This is a genomic window from Enterococcus sp. S53, assembly GCF_016516865.1.
In the GTDB taxonomy this organism is placed as follows: domain Bacteria; phylum Bacillota; class Bacilli; order Lactobacillales; family Enterococcaceae; genus Enterococcus_D; species Enterococcus_D innesii.
On record NZ_JACVUH010000027.1, the window covers coordinates 1 to 17,707 of the forward strand.

Annotated in this window: 15 protein-coding genes; all 15 read right to left on the reverse strand. The window is 39.8% G+C overall.

Going from position 1 to position 17,707, the window contains the following annotated elements; all coding sequences use genetic code 11:
- Positions 1-241: 241 nt before the first annotated feature.
- The 15 genes from IAE45_RS17700 to IAE45_RS17770 all read right to left on the reverse strand — a co-directional run bounded on the left by IAE45_RS17700 (position 242) and on the right by IAE45_RS17770 (position 17,534).
- A complete protein-coding gene (locus IAE45_RS17700) occupies positions 242-838 on the reverse strand; it encodes a hypothetical protein (protein ID WP_200127640.1) in 597 nt (198 codons plus the stop codon).
- Positions 839-1,055: 217 nt separating this feature from the next.
- Positions 1,056-1,262 (reverse strand): hypothetical protein, encoded by a 207-nt coding sequence (locus IAE45_RS17705; RefSeq protein WP_200127638.1) that lies wholly within the window; start codon positions 1,260-1,262, stop codon positions 1,056-1,058.
- Positions 1,263-1,290: 28 nt separating this feature from the next.
- Positions 1,291-1,947, reverse strand: coding sequence for a hypothetical protein (locus tag IAE45_RS17710; protein ID WP_200127636.1), 657 nt, complete (start codon positions 1,945-1,947; stop codon positions 1,291-1,293).
- Positions 1,948-1,959: 12 nt separating this feature from the next.
- The gene (locus IAE45_RS17715; protein ID WP_200127634.1) at positions 1,960-3,081 is read right to left on the reverse strand and encodes a lysozyme family protein; all 1,122 of its coding nucleotides are present in this window, start codon (positions 3,079-3,081) and stop codon (positions 1,960-1,962) included.
- A gap of 32 nt (positions 3,082-3,113) precedes the next feature.
- Complete coding sequence (locus tag IAE45_RS17720) at positions 3,114-5,045, reverse strand: VirB4 family type IV secretion system protein (RefSeq protein ID WP_200127632.1); 1,932 nt, start codon at positions 5,043-5,045, stop codon at positions 3,114-3,116.
- A gap of 9 nt (positions 5,046-5,054) precedes the next feature.
- On the reverse strand, positions 5,055-5,621 hold the full coding sequence (locus tag IAE45_RS17725; protein WP_144809546.1) for a hypothetical protein: 567 nt from the start codon (positions 5,619-5,621) through the stop codon (positions 5,055-5,057).
- A gap of 4 nt (positions 5,622-5,625) precedes the next feature.
- A complete protein-coding gene (locus tag IAE45_RS17730; RefSeq protein ID WP_200143151.1) occupies positions 5,626-5,937 on the reverse strand; it encodes a DUF5592 family protein in 312 nt (103 codons plus the stop codon).
- Positions 5,927-8,242 carry a pLS20_p028 family conjugation system transmembrane protein gene (locus IAE45_RS17735; protein ID WP_200127628.1) on the reverse strand — a complete coding sequence of 772 codons (2,316 nt, stop codon included), beginning with the start codon at positions 8,240-8,242 and terminating at the stop codon, positions 5,927-5,929. The genes IAE45_RS17730 and IAE45_RS17735 overlap by 11 nt, the downstream gene beginning before the upstream one ends.
- A gap of 81 nt (positions 8,243-8,323) precedes the next feature.
- Positions 8,324-10,504: a hypothetical protein gene (locus tag IAE45_RS17740; RefSeq protein WP_200127626.1), complete on the reverse strand. Its 2,181-nt coding sequence runs from the start codon at positions 10,502-10,504 to the stop codon at positions 8,324-8,326.
- 131 nt (positions 10,505-10,635) lie between these two features.
- Positions 10,636-10,908, reverse strand: a complete 273-nt coding sequence (locus tag IAE45_RS17745) for a hypothetical protein (RefSeq protein ID WP_200143152.1) — start codon at positions 10,906-10,908, stop codon at positions 10,636-10,638.
- Positions 10,905-11,174 (reverse strand): DUF5415 family protein, encoded by a 270-nt coding sequence (locus IAE45_RS17750; RefSeq protein WP_200127622.1) that lies wholly within the window; start codon positions 11,172-11,174, stop codon positions 10,905-10,907. Before IAE45_RS17750 ends, IAE45_RS17745 begins: the two co-directional genes overlap by 4 nt.
- A 16-nt stretch (positions 11,175-11,190) precedes the next feature.
- A complete protein-coding gene (locus tag IAE45_RS17755; RefSeq protein WP_200127620.1) occupies positions 11,191-11,697 on the reverse strand; it encodes a class A sortase in 507 nt (168 codons plus the stop codon).
- A gap of 251 nt (positions 11,698-11,948) precedes the next feature.
- Entirely contained in the window at positions 11,949-16,574 is a 4,626-nt protein-coding gene (locus tag IAE45_RS17760) for a SpaA isopeptide-forming pilin-related protein (RefSeq protein WP_200127616.1), read from the reverse strand.
- A 162-nt stretch (positions 16,575-16,736) separates the two neighbouring features.
- Positions 16,737-16,910 (reverse strand): hypothetical protein, encoded by a 174-nt coding sequence (locus IAE45_RS17765; protein ID WP_200127614.1) that lies wholly within the window; start codon positions 16,908-16,910, stop codon positions 16,737-16,739.
- A gap of 372 nt (positions 16,911-17,282) precedes the next feature.
- Positions 17,283-17,534, reverse strand: a complete 252-nt coding sequence (locus IAE45_RS17770; RefSeq protein ID WP_200143153.1) for a hypothetical protein — start codon at positions 17,532-17,534, stop codon at positions 17,283-17,285.
- Between the last annotated feature and the right edge of the window lie 173 nt (positions 17,535-17,707).

Here is a 17,707-nt window from a genome sequence, read left to right on the forward strand (position 1 = left end):
CCCCCCCCCCCCCCCCCCCCCCCCCCCCCCCCCCCCCCCCCCCCCCCCCCAACCCCCCCCCACACCCAACAAAGGCGGTATAACAACGTTTAGCACAATTTGCGGGGGCGGGCGGCGGGTCCACGCCAAGGACCCTAGACCGGACCCCCTAAATGCCTAAAATATGAAACCGGACCCTATATGGGACCCTATGTGGGACCCTCTAAAAAAAAATGGGGATTAGGTCAAAGGAATCGTACATTTACTCTTTGATCTCTTCAATCCTTTCTTTCAATAGTTTGATCCGTTCAGTAGTCTCATTTCTCAGTTCTTTTTCCGCTTCTAACCGCTCATTTAGATTTGAAATAGTGTTTTTTATTGCGGATATTTTGCCTTCAGTTTCCTGCAAAGCATTCCCAACTTGGAATTTTTTTTCTTCCGTTAGTTGTTCATACTGTTCTAATCGAAGGGCAATATCTTGATTAATTTCTTGACTATTTTCTTCACTTTCTTCGATTATTTTTGTCTGAATTCGGATATCATTTTGAATTGAATCGATTTGTAATTCGTTTTCTGTGGTATTTAAAATTGATTCCTTTTTCAATTTTGATTGCTCTTTTGAGGCATAAAATCTCAAGGATTGATTCATGTCTTGTGTCGTATAATACGAAATATCCAACCTTACAGTCGCTGCATCTGGTTCAATTCCTTTCGCTATTAATACAAAATAGCGACTGGTAACAGGAATAACTTTTACCTTTATTTGTTCCTCTGGGTTCTTATCTGTGACCAAATCAGCTTCTATTTTTCTTTGTAAATCATCGACTGCTTGGGACGTTGGTTCAAAAAACAAGTCCATTCGGAAGCTCTTTTCTTCTTCATTGAAGACCTTTTTGACAACCGATAAGGCTCCTTGTTGGACCAAATGTTCTTCAAATAATTCGACTTCTTGGTAATCCAAATCCGATTTTTGGGACATGCCATGCACAAAAACAATGATTATGGAAAGGAGAAAAACGAACAGCGTTTTGAAATAGACTTGGCTCTTTGTACCAAAATATTTTTGCTTAATTTTTTTAATTGCCCCCATTACTCTCCCCCATTTTCAGTATCGTTAGTTCCGATTCGTGAAAGATTTCAATGTTATCTGTATGAAAAAAGGTGACCGTAATCGGATTATCTTTTTCTTTTTTTATGCTGGTAACACACCCAATGTGTCCAAATAAATAGCCGTTTGTTGTTTCAAATTCATCTGAAACAATGACGATATCGTTTACTTCCATTGCACTTTTTCCTCTCTATTCTGTGATCTTACTCTTGATTAGAAAGAATAACTTCGAACCCTATTTGATCGATTATCCATCCATCTGATTGAACCATTGAAACGGTCACAAGCATTTTTTGCGGTACATGATCGACCTTCATTGAAAGAATATTGACAACTGTTCCTTGGATCTTATCGACCGTTTTTACGATCGATTCAATTTCTAAATCTTCGATAAATGGTTGGAAGACTTGACCACTTTCAGGAATTTCTTCTTCCTCAAAAACAGATTCTGTAACCAACTCTTTCAGCTTGGCATTTCGTTCTTTTGGTTCTAAGTTTCCATAATAAGCAGTAATAAATGACTCGTTTACTTTCTTCATTTCTCGTTCATATTCTGATTTTTGTTGCCACTCTATATATGCATTGTCTACATCTGATTCTGGGATCACTTCTAAACTTTCAGGTGTCGATTCTTCTGTTTTTTCTTCTCCGAGTATTTCTTCTAATAAAGATTCTTGCGTACTATCTTCTGTAATTTGAGTGGGCGCTTCAGAAGAAACGGTTTCTTCTGTGCGACTCTCAACGGTACTTGGATCTTCTTCATTATCCGAGCGAAAGAAGCCTGTCATAGCTAATATTGCTAGAATAACTACACCTACACCTACGCCAATTCCTATGATCTTTTTCTCGTTTTCTTTCATCTTATTTTCCTTTCATCGACTGATTCCCAGAACCTCTGCTGGGTCTAATAAGCTTGCGGCTGTCAAATCTCGTGACGTGGATATTTCCAAATGAAGGTGAGCGCCGAAACTATTTCCAGTGTTCCCAACATGACCAATAATATCCCCTTGTTTCACCTGATCGCCGACTTTTACGTTGTTTGAAACATTGTGTGCGTTCAGGCTACAATAACCATTGGCATGTTCGATACGGACGTAATTCCCCCAGGAATTATGGTATTCAGACGCAATGACGACACCATCAGCGATTGCCTTTATTGGTGTACCTTGCGGATGGCCAAAGTCGATTCCTCGATGGAATTGTTCTACTCCGCCCAAGATACGCATACCAAACCATGAAGTTATGTTTGGTGGACTCAACGGTAAAATGAACCCTTCGTTTCCGCCAACTTCACCTTGGCTTAGATACTGCCTAACCAAGTCAACATAATGGAAATTCCCCCCATTCCAATACAAATAGGGGCGTCCATTCGCTTCTGAAACAGCATTGACATAGCGATACGTACTTCCTAAAACATTGCCTAAAGAAGGAGCTACCACGTCCCTTGAATAGGCTTCTGCTAAATCGATCGTATGATTTTTCCCTCGTTGCGACACGTAGCCGATATAGCTTGTACCGAAGTTATAAGCTTGAACAACGGTCCATTTATCCGTACCTGCGGCTTCTGATAACTGTAATGCACTCGCGTAGTGTTTCACCCCTTGAGCGATCGAATCGGGTTCATTATCGATAGTGTTCATCGGCAATCCAGCACTCTCTGAAGACTGCATGATGTCTGGCAAACGTCCGCCCGTTTCAACTGTCGTGATAGCCATAAGAATCGGCACATGATCCACAATATCGTATTTTTGTGCTTCTCTGACAAAGTAGGATTCCCACTTTAATACATCCGCCGGTATATTTTGAGCGCTCCCTACCCCTTCATCTTTTGACGAGTTCGTCATGGAGACAATCATAGTGACCGACACAAAAATAAACACTAAAAAAAGACCACCGGTAGTAAAAAACAAACTTCCGAAAGCCTTTAATGCAAGCATGAATTTTTCCCTTTTCGTTGCTTCGCCAGTTATGACTCGTAAAATTTTCCTAAACACAATGCCCTCCTTTCCTCAACTAAATCTGAGTATTAATGTCCCCCAGCAAATCGTATCAATTGTTTTTCATCAGGATCTGTTGTGATTTTATAGTTATTCGTTCCACCTAAGTTGATAAATACTTCACCTTGTTCCATCAATGCCAAATCATTGTATTGTCCTTCAGTTAAAAGACTCCCCATTGCTTTTCTCATCGTGCCTGCAACGGAAGCATCTAACCCTAGTAAGAACTTACTAGAACATAACTCAAATACCTGTTTGATTTTCGAGATATAATCATCAGAAGAATTTTCAGGCAACAATTCTTGTGGTGATTGTGTCGCAAAGAAGGCACCAGCTGAGAATTTCCGCATTTCCTTTAAGAACTTTACAACTTGCTTAACTACGAATACTGTGTCTGGACTAAGAATCTCCTGACATTCATCTATAAAGAAAGCAAAAAAGACGACATCGTCGATCTCGATCTCATTGTTCGCAAGTGCAATTTTTTGCCGTCTCCCGTTATTCAAGGCTTGATTCCAAACAATGTTCATGGCCGTAAATAATAGGCACTTGTAGATTTCTGTATCAAAGTGACCGATTGTTTCAATATCGAAAAACAATACCTGTTCATCATTCAAATTTTTGAATGACGTTGTACCATTGAATATCGAACCATACTGGTTGGTCATTGAGTCTATGACAGAGAGGAAATTCTCCATTTCGACCATTTTTACACTTGTTACTCGATCTTTATAGCCATTATTTACATAGTGATTTAAGAAAGTATAAAACTCACTCATGATTGGATATTGTTCGGGATCTAAACCAATGATATTAATCTTCATTTGGTTTTCTTTCGCCATATAATTATCCGGAAGGAGTCCTTTTTCAATGTAAAAAGCGTCAAGTATCTTTCCAAAATCGAGAACATCAACTGAACGCATGGACGGATTCAAGAAGCGGATTTGATTAAAGAATTTCGCTCGATGTTGCAAATAACTATTGAGCTGATCAATCTCCATTCCCGTTTCATCCGTAATTGTGGCCAATGGTTCCAAGGGGTTTAGCATGCCGCCTCTTCCAGACAAGTCAACGATTTTGCCCTTTTGGTGTCGGATCGTCTTTTTCCAGTCACCATTTTTTTCGAAGCCGCGTATACACGTATTTCTCCCGAACAAGCCTTCTTCAATCAACTTAAGGAGAGTGGACTTCCCCATTCCCTGTTTTCCTAGAAGGATTGAGCTGAAAGATTTACGTATGCTGGTTACGTAAAAAGGATCATAGATAAAAGAACCACCTGTGTCTGTTTGACCTAAATATTGCCCTCTCGGATCAACTAGATACTTATGATTGAACGGGTAACTACCGCCGATTGCTGTTGTACCGACGGTAAGTCCTGCTCTTGCCCCTGGCATCTTCTGTTGCTCGGTGTAACTTTGGGCAAAAGCGAGCCATTCAGTTAGAGGTTTTCCAATGAATGCCACAACTTTGTAGTCTGAAGCTTTGAGTGATTTTCGAAGGGTAGTAAATTCCTTGTCTAGTTCCTCTTGGGTATCGGCGACCAAATAGATCCGGATATCAATTAATTTCGTTACCTCCCCCCCTTGCTTGATTTGTGAAGCATAGCGTTCTAATGATCGATACTCAGCTGCGGCGTCGTTTCGATCAGTCTGTGTCCGTCCTTCTGTTGCTTGTTCACGATATTCGTTCAAAGAATTGTTGATATCCTTCAAGGCTCGCTCTTTTTCTAAAGGGGAAATATCCACCTTCGTTATTGTGTTGCTATTCCCCATTAGGGCGGTAAGCCAAAAAGGCACAGGATTTTTCGGAAGCTCATAAACGTGCAGCGTCGCATACACGCCGTCACCAGCGATAATTTTGTCTTCCGTCGGCTTAAACCCACCCTGGGGCTGAATTCTAGAAATAAAGTCTAAATCATAGCCCTTTTTTTCTAGGTCCAATACTTCTTTTCTCGATAGCATAATTTCCTCCTAGATCGCTGTATTCATATTAAATAGCTTTGTAAGTATTAGTTCTGTCTGACCTGCACTCACGTCTTTGATTTTAAGCAGTGATCCACCTGAACGTTTTAGTAATGTCTTGGCCAGAACGATGTCTTTCTTTGTTTTTCCATAGACCATGAAGTAAAATTCCAGATTGGATAATTCCATTTCTACCCATAGGAGACGCTGAATCTGTTCTCGACAAATCATCATTTGCGCCATATTTTGCCTTTTTTTTGCTTGCATCAGCTTTTTATTCCAAAAGGTTAGGTTAGAATCAATGTTTGTAGGAAACATCATGGATAAAATACTCATATCATCGTCATAGATCCGTGAGAGGTTTTCAAATTGAGACTGTGCTTGCTGTTGTTCTTGTGCGCTTAGTCCGTTGATATCTTGAGTAGAAACCTTCAAGAAAGCCAAATAGCTATCGTCGGCCTTCACGACGTCGTTTTGATCCATTCTCTTGATAGGGATTACTTCTTGTACAGAAGGAAGCTCCCCTTTTTTCAGGGGACGCTTTTTCTGACTTGTTCCTTGTTTTATCTTTGCCATTACGCTAATTAGCTCCTTTCTTATAGCTCTGAACGCCGTAGGTGGTTCGATCCATTTTAAGCAGACAATAAAGCGTGTAGAGGTTTCTATGCCCGCCATTGCTACTTGGTTTCGCGCATAAGAATATGCCTAAAGCAAATAACAAACATTCAATGACGATAAAATGCCCAATCGGCAGCTGAATGAAATCTTGAAGATAGAACATGCCGCCACAAAGCCCTAGAATCAAAGCGAGATCCAAAAAGTAGAACGCCTTCAGCCGGACTTCTTGTTTAATGTTTTTTTGGATTTTCATTTGTTGGTATTTATTCGCCATTTCTATCACCTCGATCATTATTTCTTGGTGGCAAATAATCTTCTGCATTCATGTTCTTCAGGCTGTCATTTGCACTTGCAAATCGTGTGTCACTTTGTTTCTTTTCTTCCCAAATTGGTTTCGCTTCAGATTCCTTATAAATTGTTCTATCTGTTGATTTTAAGGTTTCTGACGGCTTCATAGCTCCGTTTTCTTGCCTTACCGATCCTTGATTATCCTTTGTCGATTCAGTGACCTTAGAAATAGTTTCAGGGCGATTTCCTTCAACCTGTTCTTCTTTTCTTGCTAGGGTTGATTGTTCAGTCTGTACGACCTGTTTCTGCGTAGAATCCCCCTCGTTTTGTGCTACTTGAGGTGCGTCGACTTCTGTAGGGTTTTTCTTAGGTGCTTCTTCTGAACCCTGGCTAACTTTTTTCTTGTCAGGATTTTCAACTGCTGGATTCATTTTATTCTGAGGATCAGATTCGGTACTTCCTTCTGAATCAACTGACGGTTTATCATTCGTTTGTTCTTCATTTTTCAGGTTTTCAGGATGTTGATCCTTTCCTTTCGTATCGATACCTGAAGCGTCATTAACCGTTTTGTCCTCTTTAGCTGAAGAATCATGAACGATCACTTTTCCGTTCTCGTCTGTTTCTTCTCCATGAGCTTCAGAGGTTTCAGACAAATCATGCCCTTCAGTGTTCAGCTCACTATCAGAAACAGATTTCTCGTCAGCTGAATCTTGTACTCTATTGTGTTCTTGGTGAGCATTGTTATCCGCTTCAGCTGTAATGGCTTTCCCGTCTTGATCAAGCTCGCCATTAGTTTTTTCTGTATCTTTAGTTTCTTCATTTTTGGAGGTTTCTTGTCCGTCGATTGATTGGTTGAGATTTTCTTTTTCGTACTGCTCTTCAGGAATCGGACTACTGTTTTCTAAGGTCGTTGGTGGATTATCGAAGATTTCATCGACTTTATCATCAAGTTTATTGTCGATATGATCCTTAGCTTTATTGAATCCATCTTGAGCGCCTTCACCGATATTCTTCAGCATTTTCTTATCGCTATCTAGTTTATTAGCGACACCATTCTTGATTTTGCCACCTGTCGCACGTATTGTTTCCGGTGCATGCAACGCTGCTTCGCCTAAACCGACTGCAGATTTTCCAATGCCCATGGCCGCTTTCGCCCCATAGTATCCACCCACAATTGATTTGAACCCGCTTCGAACGCTGGTATCCACGCCTAAATATTTTCCAAACGTTCTTGGACCGGTCATTGCCATAGACACACCCACCAGACATAAAATGGCATAAGCGACTATATTTAGGTTCAATGTGGCAAGATACGTGAAGTAAATCGAAAATAAGCTGATTGAAAAACCAGTCAGCATGATTGTCACGAACGTATTTCCCATATCTTCAAAAATCCGTTTCACTTTTTGACCTGTTTCAATATCCATGGCCGCCAAAACTGGGAACAAAATTCGAGCGAAAACCAATTCCAAAATCGCTGCGCCGATGGTGAATCCTGAACAAAGATAGACAAATGTCATTGTCCATAAGGAAATCAAAATCGTTGATGTGTCAGCACTAAAACGGAATTTTCCATTATCAAACGTTGAAAACCACCCGTTTTTAATTTTGTCTGCGTAAAGTGATCCATCATCTGCTACCTTGATTTGATAGCCTAAAGCTTCTGTATTTTCTTCATTGCTTGCTGTTTTCTTTAAATCTCCGATATCACTAGGTAAAATCATTTCTGTTAAATCGGCATTTTTGAACGCATTCTCCGATAAATTCATTGTCCGGTCTTTTGTATCGTTGCTATCAAGCAATTCAAAGCCATTTCTCGATAAGTAAGTGAGATCCGCCATGTTACTTTGCACGATATTGTAGGATAAGCTTGATCCAGTGCCATGTAAGTCTTTTGAAGCATCAAAAGTCGCTTTCGTGACATTCATAGCGGAGTTCATCAGTCCTGGTAGATAGATAATCAAATTCAGAAAAATAATCCCTCGAAGAAGGCTACCTTTCAAATCAACTCGATCGCTGAACATGTATTTGTATACGATATAAAGGAGGGTCACTGTTAACACTGAAGCGGCTAAAATCCGCATACTGGTATAAACGGTCCCAATCATACCCTCGTCAAGAAAGCCTGTGATTTTAAATATCTGATCAATAACTTTTTCCGTATAAACAGCAATGTGATAGGATATTTTAATTAGCCACATGATAAACATATGCCATATAGAACTGAAAAATCCTGCGTCTTTTATCCAATCGGAATATCGAAGTAGAAATTCTAAAGCTTGTTCTTCCATTCCTTCTCTCCTTTTTCAAGTGAAAAGACAACAAAAAAAGCAGTCTATAGTTAGATTGCTTTTTTTAAACGATTTATTTGTCTAATCTTCTAATAGTAAATTCGCTTCTACCGCATAGTTTTCTTGGTATAAAACCAATGCTAATTTTTCTTTTTGAACAGCTGATAGTTTTTTGAGTGTATCCCAATCATTATCCCGATAAAGATCAAAAATTTCCTCACTGTCACCGTTCAGGATAGCCACTTTTAACAACTGTAGTTTGTCAGTCGTTGGATATACCTCTAAAAACTCATTCAGATGGCTTTTATCTCCTTGTGCAAGTAAATAATCGACAATGTCTTTTTTCTTCTCTGGGAACGTATCTGCGGCTTCTAAGTACTGGTCTTCGATCAAATAATCCTCGAATGTTTGAGGGGTTGTTTCTTCCGCACTTTGTGTGGTCTGCATCGATTGATTTTCTATCACTCCCATTAAGCGTTGCTCCATTTCACTGGTTTGCTTCTGGATCACTTGTGTCGTTTGTTCTTGAGCGGCATAGACATTATGAATCGTATAAAGTAACGTGCCAATGCCCCCGATCGTTACAAAAGTGATCGTCGCGACAAAGAATCCTTTCCACCAGGTATTTTTTGGTTGCTGAATTGGACTAGACTCTGTCGGTTGAGGAAGTGTAGCCGGAGGGTTTATCTGAAAAGCTTTGATTGTTTCAAGTAATTGGGCCTGTTGTGCGACCAGGAGTTCATGGTTTTGTTTTTCCATACGTTTTGTGGAATCAACGGTTTCTTGAATCGTTTTTTCTTCCAGGGCAACTTTTTTCTCTTGGACTTCGATTTCACGCTCTTTAAGTCTCAATTCTTCTTGTTCCTTTCTTTTAATTTCCTCCGCTCGCTGCATTTCTAACCACCGATTATACTTTTGTTCAAACGTTGGTTGTTCGTCTTCTAAACGTTTTTTGAGCGCATTTAGATAATTCCCTTCATTCTTCTTAGCATTCGTCAAAGTCTCTGTCACGACCTTACGCATACTTTCAAATTGAGCGATTTTAAATGTTTCTAACGCTTGAAGATTGTCCAGCTCCATTTTTCGAGTTGCTTCTTTTTTGAAATGCTGGATATTGGTCTGTGCTTCTTGTTCAATCATTTCTTGAATCTCTTTTTCAAGCTGTTCTTTTTCGGTTGCATAGCTATTGTTATGGTGGGCAATTTCTTGACTATGCGTTAATTTCAATTGTGCGAGTTCTTCCTCTTGTTTCACTCTTAGTTGATCGATCGTTTGTTTGTGTCTTCCTGAAATTGCTTGGATTCGTTTGGTTAGTTCTTGTTGCCAGCGACTCTCAACATTCGCTTTAATGGCGGCGATCTCTTTTTGAAGCACTGAGGGATCAATTGGCTTTGCCTGCCGTTCATACTGTTCGGTCAATGTTAATATAGCCGTATTTAATAAATTACTTTTCGTCTCTACCAAGCTAGAAATGAGGGACGAATAAAAATCTTTTGTAAAAGATTTTTCAATAAATTCTTTTTGTTTCTTCTCGATAAATGTCATTGGGTTGGACAAATTGAATTCAGACAAGACGTGGTTTAACCCATTTTTTACCCGTTCATCCAACTGATCGATCACCTGGTCTATTTCTTTGATCACCGGTGCTTGTTCAACTGATACATATTCCTGTAGAGAAGGAATCTTTGGTTTGCTTTCTTCTGGAGTATTTGGTTCCATTTTTTTATCACTTGTTGCTTTTTGATCAATTCTTGGTTCTTCAGTTTCTTCAAGTGGTTGAAGCAATAGTTCTTTTTCGGTTTCCTCTCCCTCTTCATAATCTGGGACATAGCTTTCTTCTTCCAGTTCCACCACTTCTTTAACTGGTTCAGGTTGTTCTTCTTCAACGGTTTCTTCCGATAGGCTTTCTTTTTTCTTAAATGGAAGTTTTGATCCAATTGTCGAGAAAAGGTTCGCCTTAGTTCCTTCTGTTTCCGTTGATTCTATTGTAATAGGTTCAGAAAACGACAAGCTGATCTCATTTTCCATAATTTCTAAAGAGGTACGTAAATTTTCGTCAGCTGTACTTCGAATCTCCTTGATTAAATCCTGGCTTATCAAATCCGATAAGGTGTAGCCTTCTTCGTAGGAAATATCAAACTGAATCTCTTGCAAGTTGTCTTGATTCCGGACCAATAAGGTCATTTCACCTTCATACGCTTCATTTTCAATGACTTGAAAATACAAATCTTGCGCTTGTGGGAGATATAGCCACTTTTTCAACGGGAGTACTTTCCGCTTTTTTACTGTCTTAGGTACCTTAACAAACTTAAGTAAATACATTTTTTCTCCTTTCTTTCCTTTACTTCAATAAAAAGCAAACCAGCTAAGCCAAAAACTTAGCTGGTTTGTTTTTAGAACTTTGCGGTACTTGTCATCCAGTTAATAACCGTAGTGATCCCTGCAATAACACCTACACCGACAAAGATTTTGAACATCTTTGTTTTAGCTACATCGGCAAACTTATCTGAGTACATGTACATCAACATGGCTCCTACTCCGATCACTGCTGCTACTGCTGGTGCTAAAGTCTGTGCTGCTGAGACTACTGTATTCATAGAGTTGACCAAATTTGAAATTAAATCATTTTGAGGTAACACGACTAGGCTTAAGACTGTTGCTTTCATGGATATTCGACTCCTTCTTGTTCTACATTTTTATTTATTTCTCTAGTGTTTTTTTCTTTCTTTCGACGTTCCTTTAATTCTGTGGTGATCACTTCTAAGGCGGCTTCTTCAACAATTGAATTTTCCCACTGAAGATTTTTTCCTTCCATAATTTCCAGTTTTTTTGTAGTTATGATCTCTTTCTTCCACTGATTAAAGTTCCTACCACTTTCTTCTAGTAGTTCCTTTGCGGAATCAATAATCAGGCTGGTCTTTTTTGCGGGCATTTCCTTCACTCCTCATTTACTCAATCGGTTCGGCACGAACCATTAATCGATAGTCTGTTCCCACTCGACTACCATCACAGGTTAGCAGTGTCAAATAGTGTGGTTCTTCAGGATCATCTAACATGTATTTCCCTTCAGATTGGTGTATCACTTTGCTCTCGACGACTCGATACGTCGCTTGCTTGTCAAAATACGTTAGGTGGATCTCGTCCCCTTTAGAGACTTGTTTCAGCCCTCCTAGCAGAAGTCCGCTATTCGTCATATAGTGTCCTAATAAGGCAAAGTTGCCTTTTCCGATTGCTTGATTCGGTTTCACCGTACCTACACCAATACTAATGTTTGATTGAGTGATTCCTTCTAGTACCGGTAATTTCAAACCAATTGAAGGAATTTCAATCGTTCCCACACCAAATTGAGAAACTTGATCCTGAACATTTACGTTCAATGTTCCTGGCTCTAACGTCTCTACGTCCATGCCCGAATAATCTGCTGGTCTAGCCTTGATCTCTTCTTTGTTTTCCATCACAATCAACGCTTCAGCCTGTATTTCTGCAATGTTTGTTTCAAACGATCGTTGGTGTAAATATCCAACCAAGAAAAAAATAGACACAAAAAGAAAGACACCGGCAGACCCTGCCGTTATAAGGATTCGTTTCTTTCTTTTTGCTCCCGATCGTCCGATTTTGATTACCTTTTTCTTAGTAACGTCTCTCACCTCCTGGCTAATAGAAAAAGGCAAAACTGGTAATCAGCTTTGCCTTTAATTCAAGTATTTTATTTGAACAGCTTTGAAAATGTTTCTTGAATCCATGTCCAAGTTGTCACGCTGCCTGCTTGCGGGATTGCCGGCGCTTCTTCAGCTGGTTTTTCAAATGTGACTGTTTGTTTTTTGTTTTGTAAATCAAAGTGATCACTAACTAAGTCTGTTAGCTCCTCGTCACTATACTTCATGTGAGTCGCAACCAGCTCGTCTCCGTCTTTCATCGTATTCGCTGGGATCATGACATCAAAGAGAAGTTCCTGTTCTTCTTCTCCTGTTGAAATGAACGATGAAATAGCTGTATCCACTACTTCCTCAGTCTTAACATTGATATATTGGGTCACGACAAAGTATTCATGACCTTCTTTTCCACCTTTGACCCAAGCGTAATCCGTCAACTTGTTATCAACAGTTGGATCGACCACTTTTGCTCCTGTTTCTGTTTCCGCAAAGAGCGTTTCGATTTCTAAATCCAAACGATTGTTTTCAACTTCAATAATAATCGTTTCACCATTATTTTCAGCTGAAATCTCAAAAGCATACTCTTCGTCATTTTCGTGATACCACTCAAGTGGTTTCGTTTCAACAAGCACATATTGACCGGTTGGTAAATCTTCAATAGCGATTTCGCCATTTTCATCGGTGACGTAGGTCCCAATTACCGTCTGCGTGTCGTCCTCTAACGTCGGTTCTTCCTCTTCTGCGTCTTTATCGCCAGGTGTTTCGTCTGGTTCTTCTGCGCCTTCTGAGAGCGTTTCTGGTGCTTCTGGTGTTTCTACTTCAGATTCTTCAGCACCGTCTTCTTCTGGTGCTTGTTCCTCTTCACCTTCAGTTGTTTCGTCTTCCGGATCTGAATCGATTTGTTTGAACTCCCCAATGCGAATCAAATCAAATTCAACACCTTGTAGTGCTTTTTGATCCATATCGTCCGTCTTGATCACTTTTACATTGGCACGTGCCAGTTTGTTTAGAATCGCGTCGGACTCTTCTTCAGCGTCTTCTTGTTCTGCTTCCCCAGTTTCGTTCGAATCGTTGTCTTGTTCTTCAGAACCATCAGCGTCTGCTTCTGGATCTTCTGACTCATTTTCGTTTTCTTGGTCAGCTTCAACATCTGTTTCTTCAGTGTTTTCGTCTTCTTCAGCTGCTTCTTCTTCATTCGGCTGTTCAGGATCTTCTTCCGAGCCTTCCATTTCTGTTTGCTTAGCTGATACATGAATATCATGTGTTTGCTCGTTAGTTTCTGGCTCATAAGTGAAGAAGTATTTCGCTTCATTCAATACGTGATCAGAACCAGCGTTTACTTCTTGCAGGTACATTTGAATCGTCTGATTTGGCAATTTCAAGCCTTCAAACGCAATGACACCTTCTTCTACGACGGTATAAGCCAACGTCGTGTCCGCTTCTAAAACAGTATCTCCGATCGTCAGTTCTTCTGCCAATCGTAAGGCAAATACTTGACCATTGTTCGCTGCTTCGACATCGATCACTGCTTGTCCCTCTGCCCAATCAACAACAACTTCTTGGTCCTTTTGACCGTAAATATTGATATCTTGCAAGAAATTCTCTACTTCTAGATTGCTTGAAGTGATTTCTAGCGCCTGTCCGGCGTACTCGATTTCAAAAGGAATTGGGTCTTCTAATAACACGACACCTTTTGGTGCGCCAACTTCAACAAGTTCGTAGCTTCCAATATAGAGGATTGGATCAGTGACGAAACGTCCTTCTTCGTCCGTTGTCCAAATAAGATCCTCGCCATCTTCTTGTAGGAACTCGTTAGCTGGATAACGAACCGTGTTGTCTCCTGTAACGATATCTTCCGTTGGGCGAATCTTAAACTCAAAGCCGACGCCTGCATGTTGCTCAAAATCAAATTGGCTATACTCGCCGTGTTCACTTTCTTGTGTTGAAATAGATACATTCGTTTCAACCGTTTTATTGACTTCTAATTGCCCCATTTGGTTCTTGTTGGTGATCACAACTAAGACAATCCCGTCTTCTTCTTCACCAGTGACTTCAAAGTATGCTGGTTCGTCAGCTAGGACGTATCCCTCGGGCGCCTCTACTTCAACTGCTTTATATTCTCCAAACGCAAATTGTGTTGGCAGTTGAAGAATACCCTCTTCATTCGTGTAGAAAACGGAATGTTCGACACCTTCAAAGTCTTTCATTTTCAGTTGTTCTCCGGTCGTTTCTGAATAAATTTCGAAACCTGCTTTAGATCTGACAATCTCTTTGCCAGTTTTTTCGTCAACTTTTACAAAGCGAACCTTTGCTTCTTTTACCTTGTTTTCAATGACATAATGGAACGTTTGCCCATGTTCTGTGATCGTAACATAGAAATCTTTAATTCCATGGTACCCTGTCGGTACTTTTGTTTCTGAAACGCGATACGTGCCGTATGGTAGTCCATCAAATTTTACATGGCCAGTTGCATCCGTCACTTTTCGTGCGACTTCTTCTTTGTTTCCAAAGTCTTGATACACCGTAAACTCAACACCTTCTAATACCAGGGGTTGGTCTGATTCGTCTTTTCCTGTGATCCAGTTCCAAGCATTATTCCACCAGCTGTAGTTACCGATTTTGATTAAGTCAAACCCACCAGTGATTACTTGATTTTCTTTTGTGGCATTTGCTTCAACTGCGACTTCAGCTGTTTGTCCGGCATAAGCGATCGTGAAAGGTACTGGTGTATCATCAAGCACGTATCCTTCAGGAGCTTCTACCTCAACAAAGTAATAGTTGTCTAAAAGAAGATCACGAACGGTCAGCTCACCGCTTGCATCTGTCGTATAGGTGCCTAGTTTTTCATCATCAGACGTACGGAACAAATCAAACTTCGCACCTTCAAAAGTTGCTTCCCCTTGTGGGACGTCGTTCGTTTCTTTGTCACGTTTCTTCAAAACAACATTGCCTTTTTGTTCCTTATTTTCAATTGCTTGATCAACATTTGTGATTTCCACCGTTTGTCCGGCATACTCAATTTCCACTGTCCACGTATCTGTGTTCAGCACAAAGCCTTCAGACGCTTCGATTTCCTTCACTGTGTAGGTGCCTAAAGGCAAGTTTCTGCTTTTAGCAATTCCATTAGCATCTGTCGTGATCGTATCCACTAAGTTACCATTGGTATCTGTACCTTCGTAAATCTCAAAGACATTCCCTGCTAAAGTATAGTTGCCATTTGGCATATCTTTATCAAACTCGACACCGGATTTATCAATCGTGATCGTTCCTAGCTGCGCGCGATTATCAAACGTCGCTGTGGTCGTTTCATTCGCGCGAATCGTGATTTTTTGCGGTGTTTTATTCAATACATACCCTGTTGGGGCTTTGATTTCCTCCATCGTTACTTCTGTGTCATGCATCAAATCACGCCATTCAGCGATCCCTTGTGCATTGGTCGTAAACTCTCTGGATTGATTGTCACTTGTAGTAAAGAGGAAAACAGCACCAGCTAATGCTTCTCCTGTTGTTTCATCCACTTTTCGAACTCGTGCATGCCCTTCTTTTAAGACTTCAATGTTTAACAAAGCTATCCTTGGATCTTCTAAATACAATTTCGCAAGATTCTGGGCTTCTCCATGAGGATAGGCAAAAGTAGTACCAATTCCAGGACCTTCTGGGTTATATTTTGTTAATCCAATCTGACCACTTTCATTTGAAGATGCTGTTGCAGTCAAGATAATGTCATTTCCGTCTCTTCTGACATTTACGCCAGCTGTATTAACAAGAACATTACCTGCCCAACTAGAAAAACGATTATGTGTATCGGAAATCCTAACTTCTTCTCCAACTTTTAGCGTGATTTTCGTATTATGCCAAGATGGATTTAAGTTATGCTCAGATATCTTTTGGTTGATTGCATCTCTGTGTGTTTCATAAGTTGATCTACCAAATGTGCCATAATTAATGAAACTTCCGCCCATTTCATCCCAAATCATCATTTGGGTTAGCGCATAGTTTTGCATATTTATTTGCGTGTAGTATCCAAAGTACCCAATCATACTCAAGCGCATAGCTTTATTTCCGACAATCGAGGACAAATCTGTTCTATGCTCGTAATTTATCCCTTCTTGAGTGAAGACACCCTCTTCAATACAAAAAACATCTTCTCCATCAAGTTGCCAGCGAATAATTATGTCATGATCGTACCAAAGTCCAGTGGGTGTATATCTAGCAACATTAGCAGTCAATCGGCCATTCTCTGACAATCTGTAGCCAGTACTTCTTGAGAACTTCTCAGCCTTTAAAGCATCCCATTCATCTGATTGTTTTGCCAATTCTTCTTGTTCTAGATAAGATCCTAGAGAATGTAAATCTTTTTCTCCAATAAAGAACTGTTTCATATCTTCAGGGACTTCTCTTACTTCAACATTCGGTCCATCATTTGCATTTTGGCTTTCACCTGTCTTGATTGGCCCGATAAAGTCTTTATTATCTGCATCTGTAACACTATGTTTGTCGTTAACCTGATTGCTATTTTTGTTTTGCTCCTCAGATTCTTTTGTTTCACTAGCATCTTTAGAACTTTCTGATATCCGATCAACCACGGATTCGGCAAAAATCTCTACCGGTAAACTTGTAGTGATCACAATTGATAAGACAAACAGACTGATTATCTTTCGCCATTTCTTTATTTTCATAATATCCTCCTTCTATGACAATCAAAAAAGACCAATGATTTCTCATTCGCCTTTACAAAATAATATGTGTCAAAGAGGGGCTTCGACATTTGCTGATCATATTTCACCTCTCAAACGAAAAAGAAGACAAGCAACTAACTGCTTGTCTTCTTTTTCATAATATTAATAAAAATCAACTGTAAATCCAATTTGATCCCCATTCGCATTTAATGCTGGTCGAATGACGAACCCTGTGAATTCTAAGAATTTACCCTCAGCCCATAAAGCATAAGCACTTGCACTGGCTTCAGGACTAGTTGCTGCAAAAATCCCACTATTCCCAAGATTTACAGGCACGTTGTCTTCTTCAGTTTCTTCGCCTCACCATTGTCGCCACCAGTATTATCTTTACCTACATGAAACTCAATGTACAATCCGTCCTCTTCACAATGATTTGAGAATCATGGGTCGCGTTTGGATAGTTTGCTGCTTTCCGTGGACTATCGTTTACTCGATATTCTCAATACTAGCACTCAAGTTTTGTATTCGATTAACCCTCTCCTTCACTTTATTTGTCTACTTGAGACATACTAATTTGATTACTGTGCTCCGCCATAACTACACTAGGTGCTGCAATAAATATCTTGCACAGTATGACTAAAGGCGCAATTAACATAGTTATTTTAGATTTCTTTTTAATCTTCAAATTGATTCCACCTAATGTAGATTCTACTCAATCCATTTATTTTCTCTTATTTTATTTTCCAAACGACTTTTCATTCCTGAAATAAAGTATTGGATAAAAAAGTCTTGCTGTCTACAGTAACTACGAGTATATTCAAATTGATGCTTAAAGCCTTCATGAAATAGTTCATTAACAACCTGCAATCCTTTTAGCTTCACTTCGTTTTGAATATACAAATTATGATTGTCTTTTTCAAAAATTAATATTTGCCAGCAGGCATCCAAACCATCCACCAAATGATATTCCTCCCATATATCTAATTGGCGTTCATCTTTAAAGCTTTGAAGATACGGTGATAGCTCAGGGGTCTTAGATAAGATTGAGTGTATCTCCCCTAATAATATCTCTTCCTGTATGATATGGAATGGCAACAGTTTTTTTGACAAATTTTATAAGGTGCAGAACTTCT

Excerpts from the sequence above, each read along its gene's own strand:
- IAE45_RS17700 (WP_200127640.1), bottom strand. The coding sequence starts at position 838 with ATGGACTTGTTTTTTGAACCAACGTCCCAAGCAGTCGATGATTTACAA.
- IAE45_RS17705 (WP_200127638.1), bottom strand. The coding sequence starts at position 1,262 with ATGGAAGTAAACGATATCGTCATTGTTTCAGATGAATTTGAAACAACA.
- IAE45_RS17710 (WP_200127636.1), bottom strand. The coding sequence starts at position 1,947 with ATGAAAGAAAACGAGAAAAAGATCATAGGAATTGGCGTAGGTGTAGGT.
- IAE45_RS17720 (WP_200127632.1), bottom strand. The coding sequence starts at position 5,045 with ATGCTATCGAGAAAAGAAGTATTGGACCTAGAAAAAAAGGGCTATGAT.
- IAE45_RS17725 (WP_144809546.1), bottom strand. The coding sequence starts at position 5,621 with ATGGCAAAGATAAAACAAGGAACAAGTCAGAAAAAGCGTCCCCTGAAA.
- IAE45_RS17730 (WP_200143151.1), bottom strand. The coding sequence starts at position 5,937 with ATGGCGAATAAATACCAACAAATGAAAATCCAAAAAAACATTAAACAA.
- IAE45_RS17735 (WP_200127628.1), bottom strand. The coding sequence starts at position 8,242 with ATGGAAGAACAAGCTTTAGAATTTCTACTTCGATATTCCGATTGGATA.
- IAE45_RS17745 (WP_200143152.1), bottom strand. The coding sequence starts at position 10,908 with ATGAAAGCAACAGTCTTAAGCCTAGTCGTGTTACCTCAAAATGATTTA.
- IAE45_RS17750 (WP_200127622.1), bottom strand. The coding sequence starts at position 11,174 with ATGCCCGCAAAAAAGACCAGCCTGATTATTGATTCCGCAAAGGAACTA.
- IAE45_RS17755 (WP_200127620.1), bottom strand. The coding sequence starts at position 11,697 with ATGGAAAACAAAGAAGAGATCAAGGCTAGACCAGCAGATTATTCGGGC.
- IAE45_RS17760 (WP_200127616.1), bottom strand. The coding sequence starts at position 16,574 with ATGAAAATAAAGAAATGGCGAAAGATAATCAGTCTGTTTGTCTTATCA.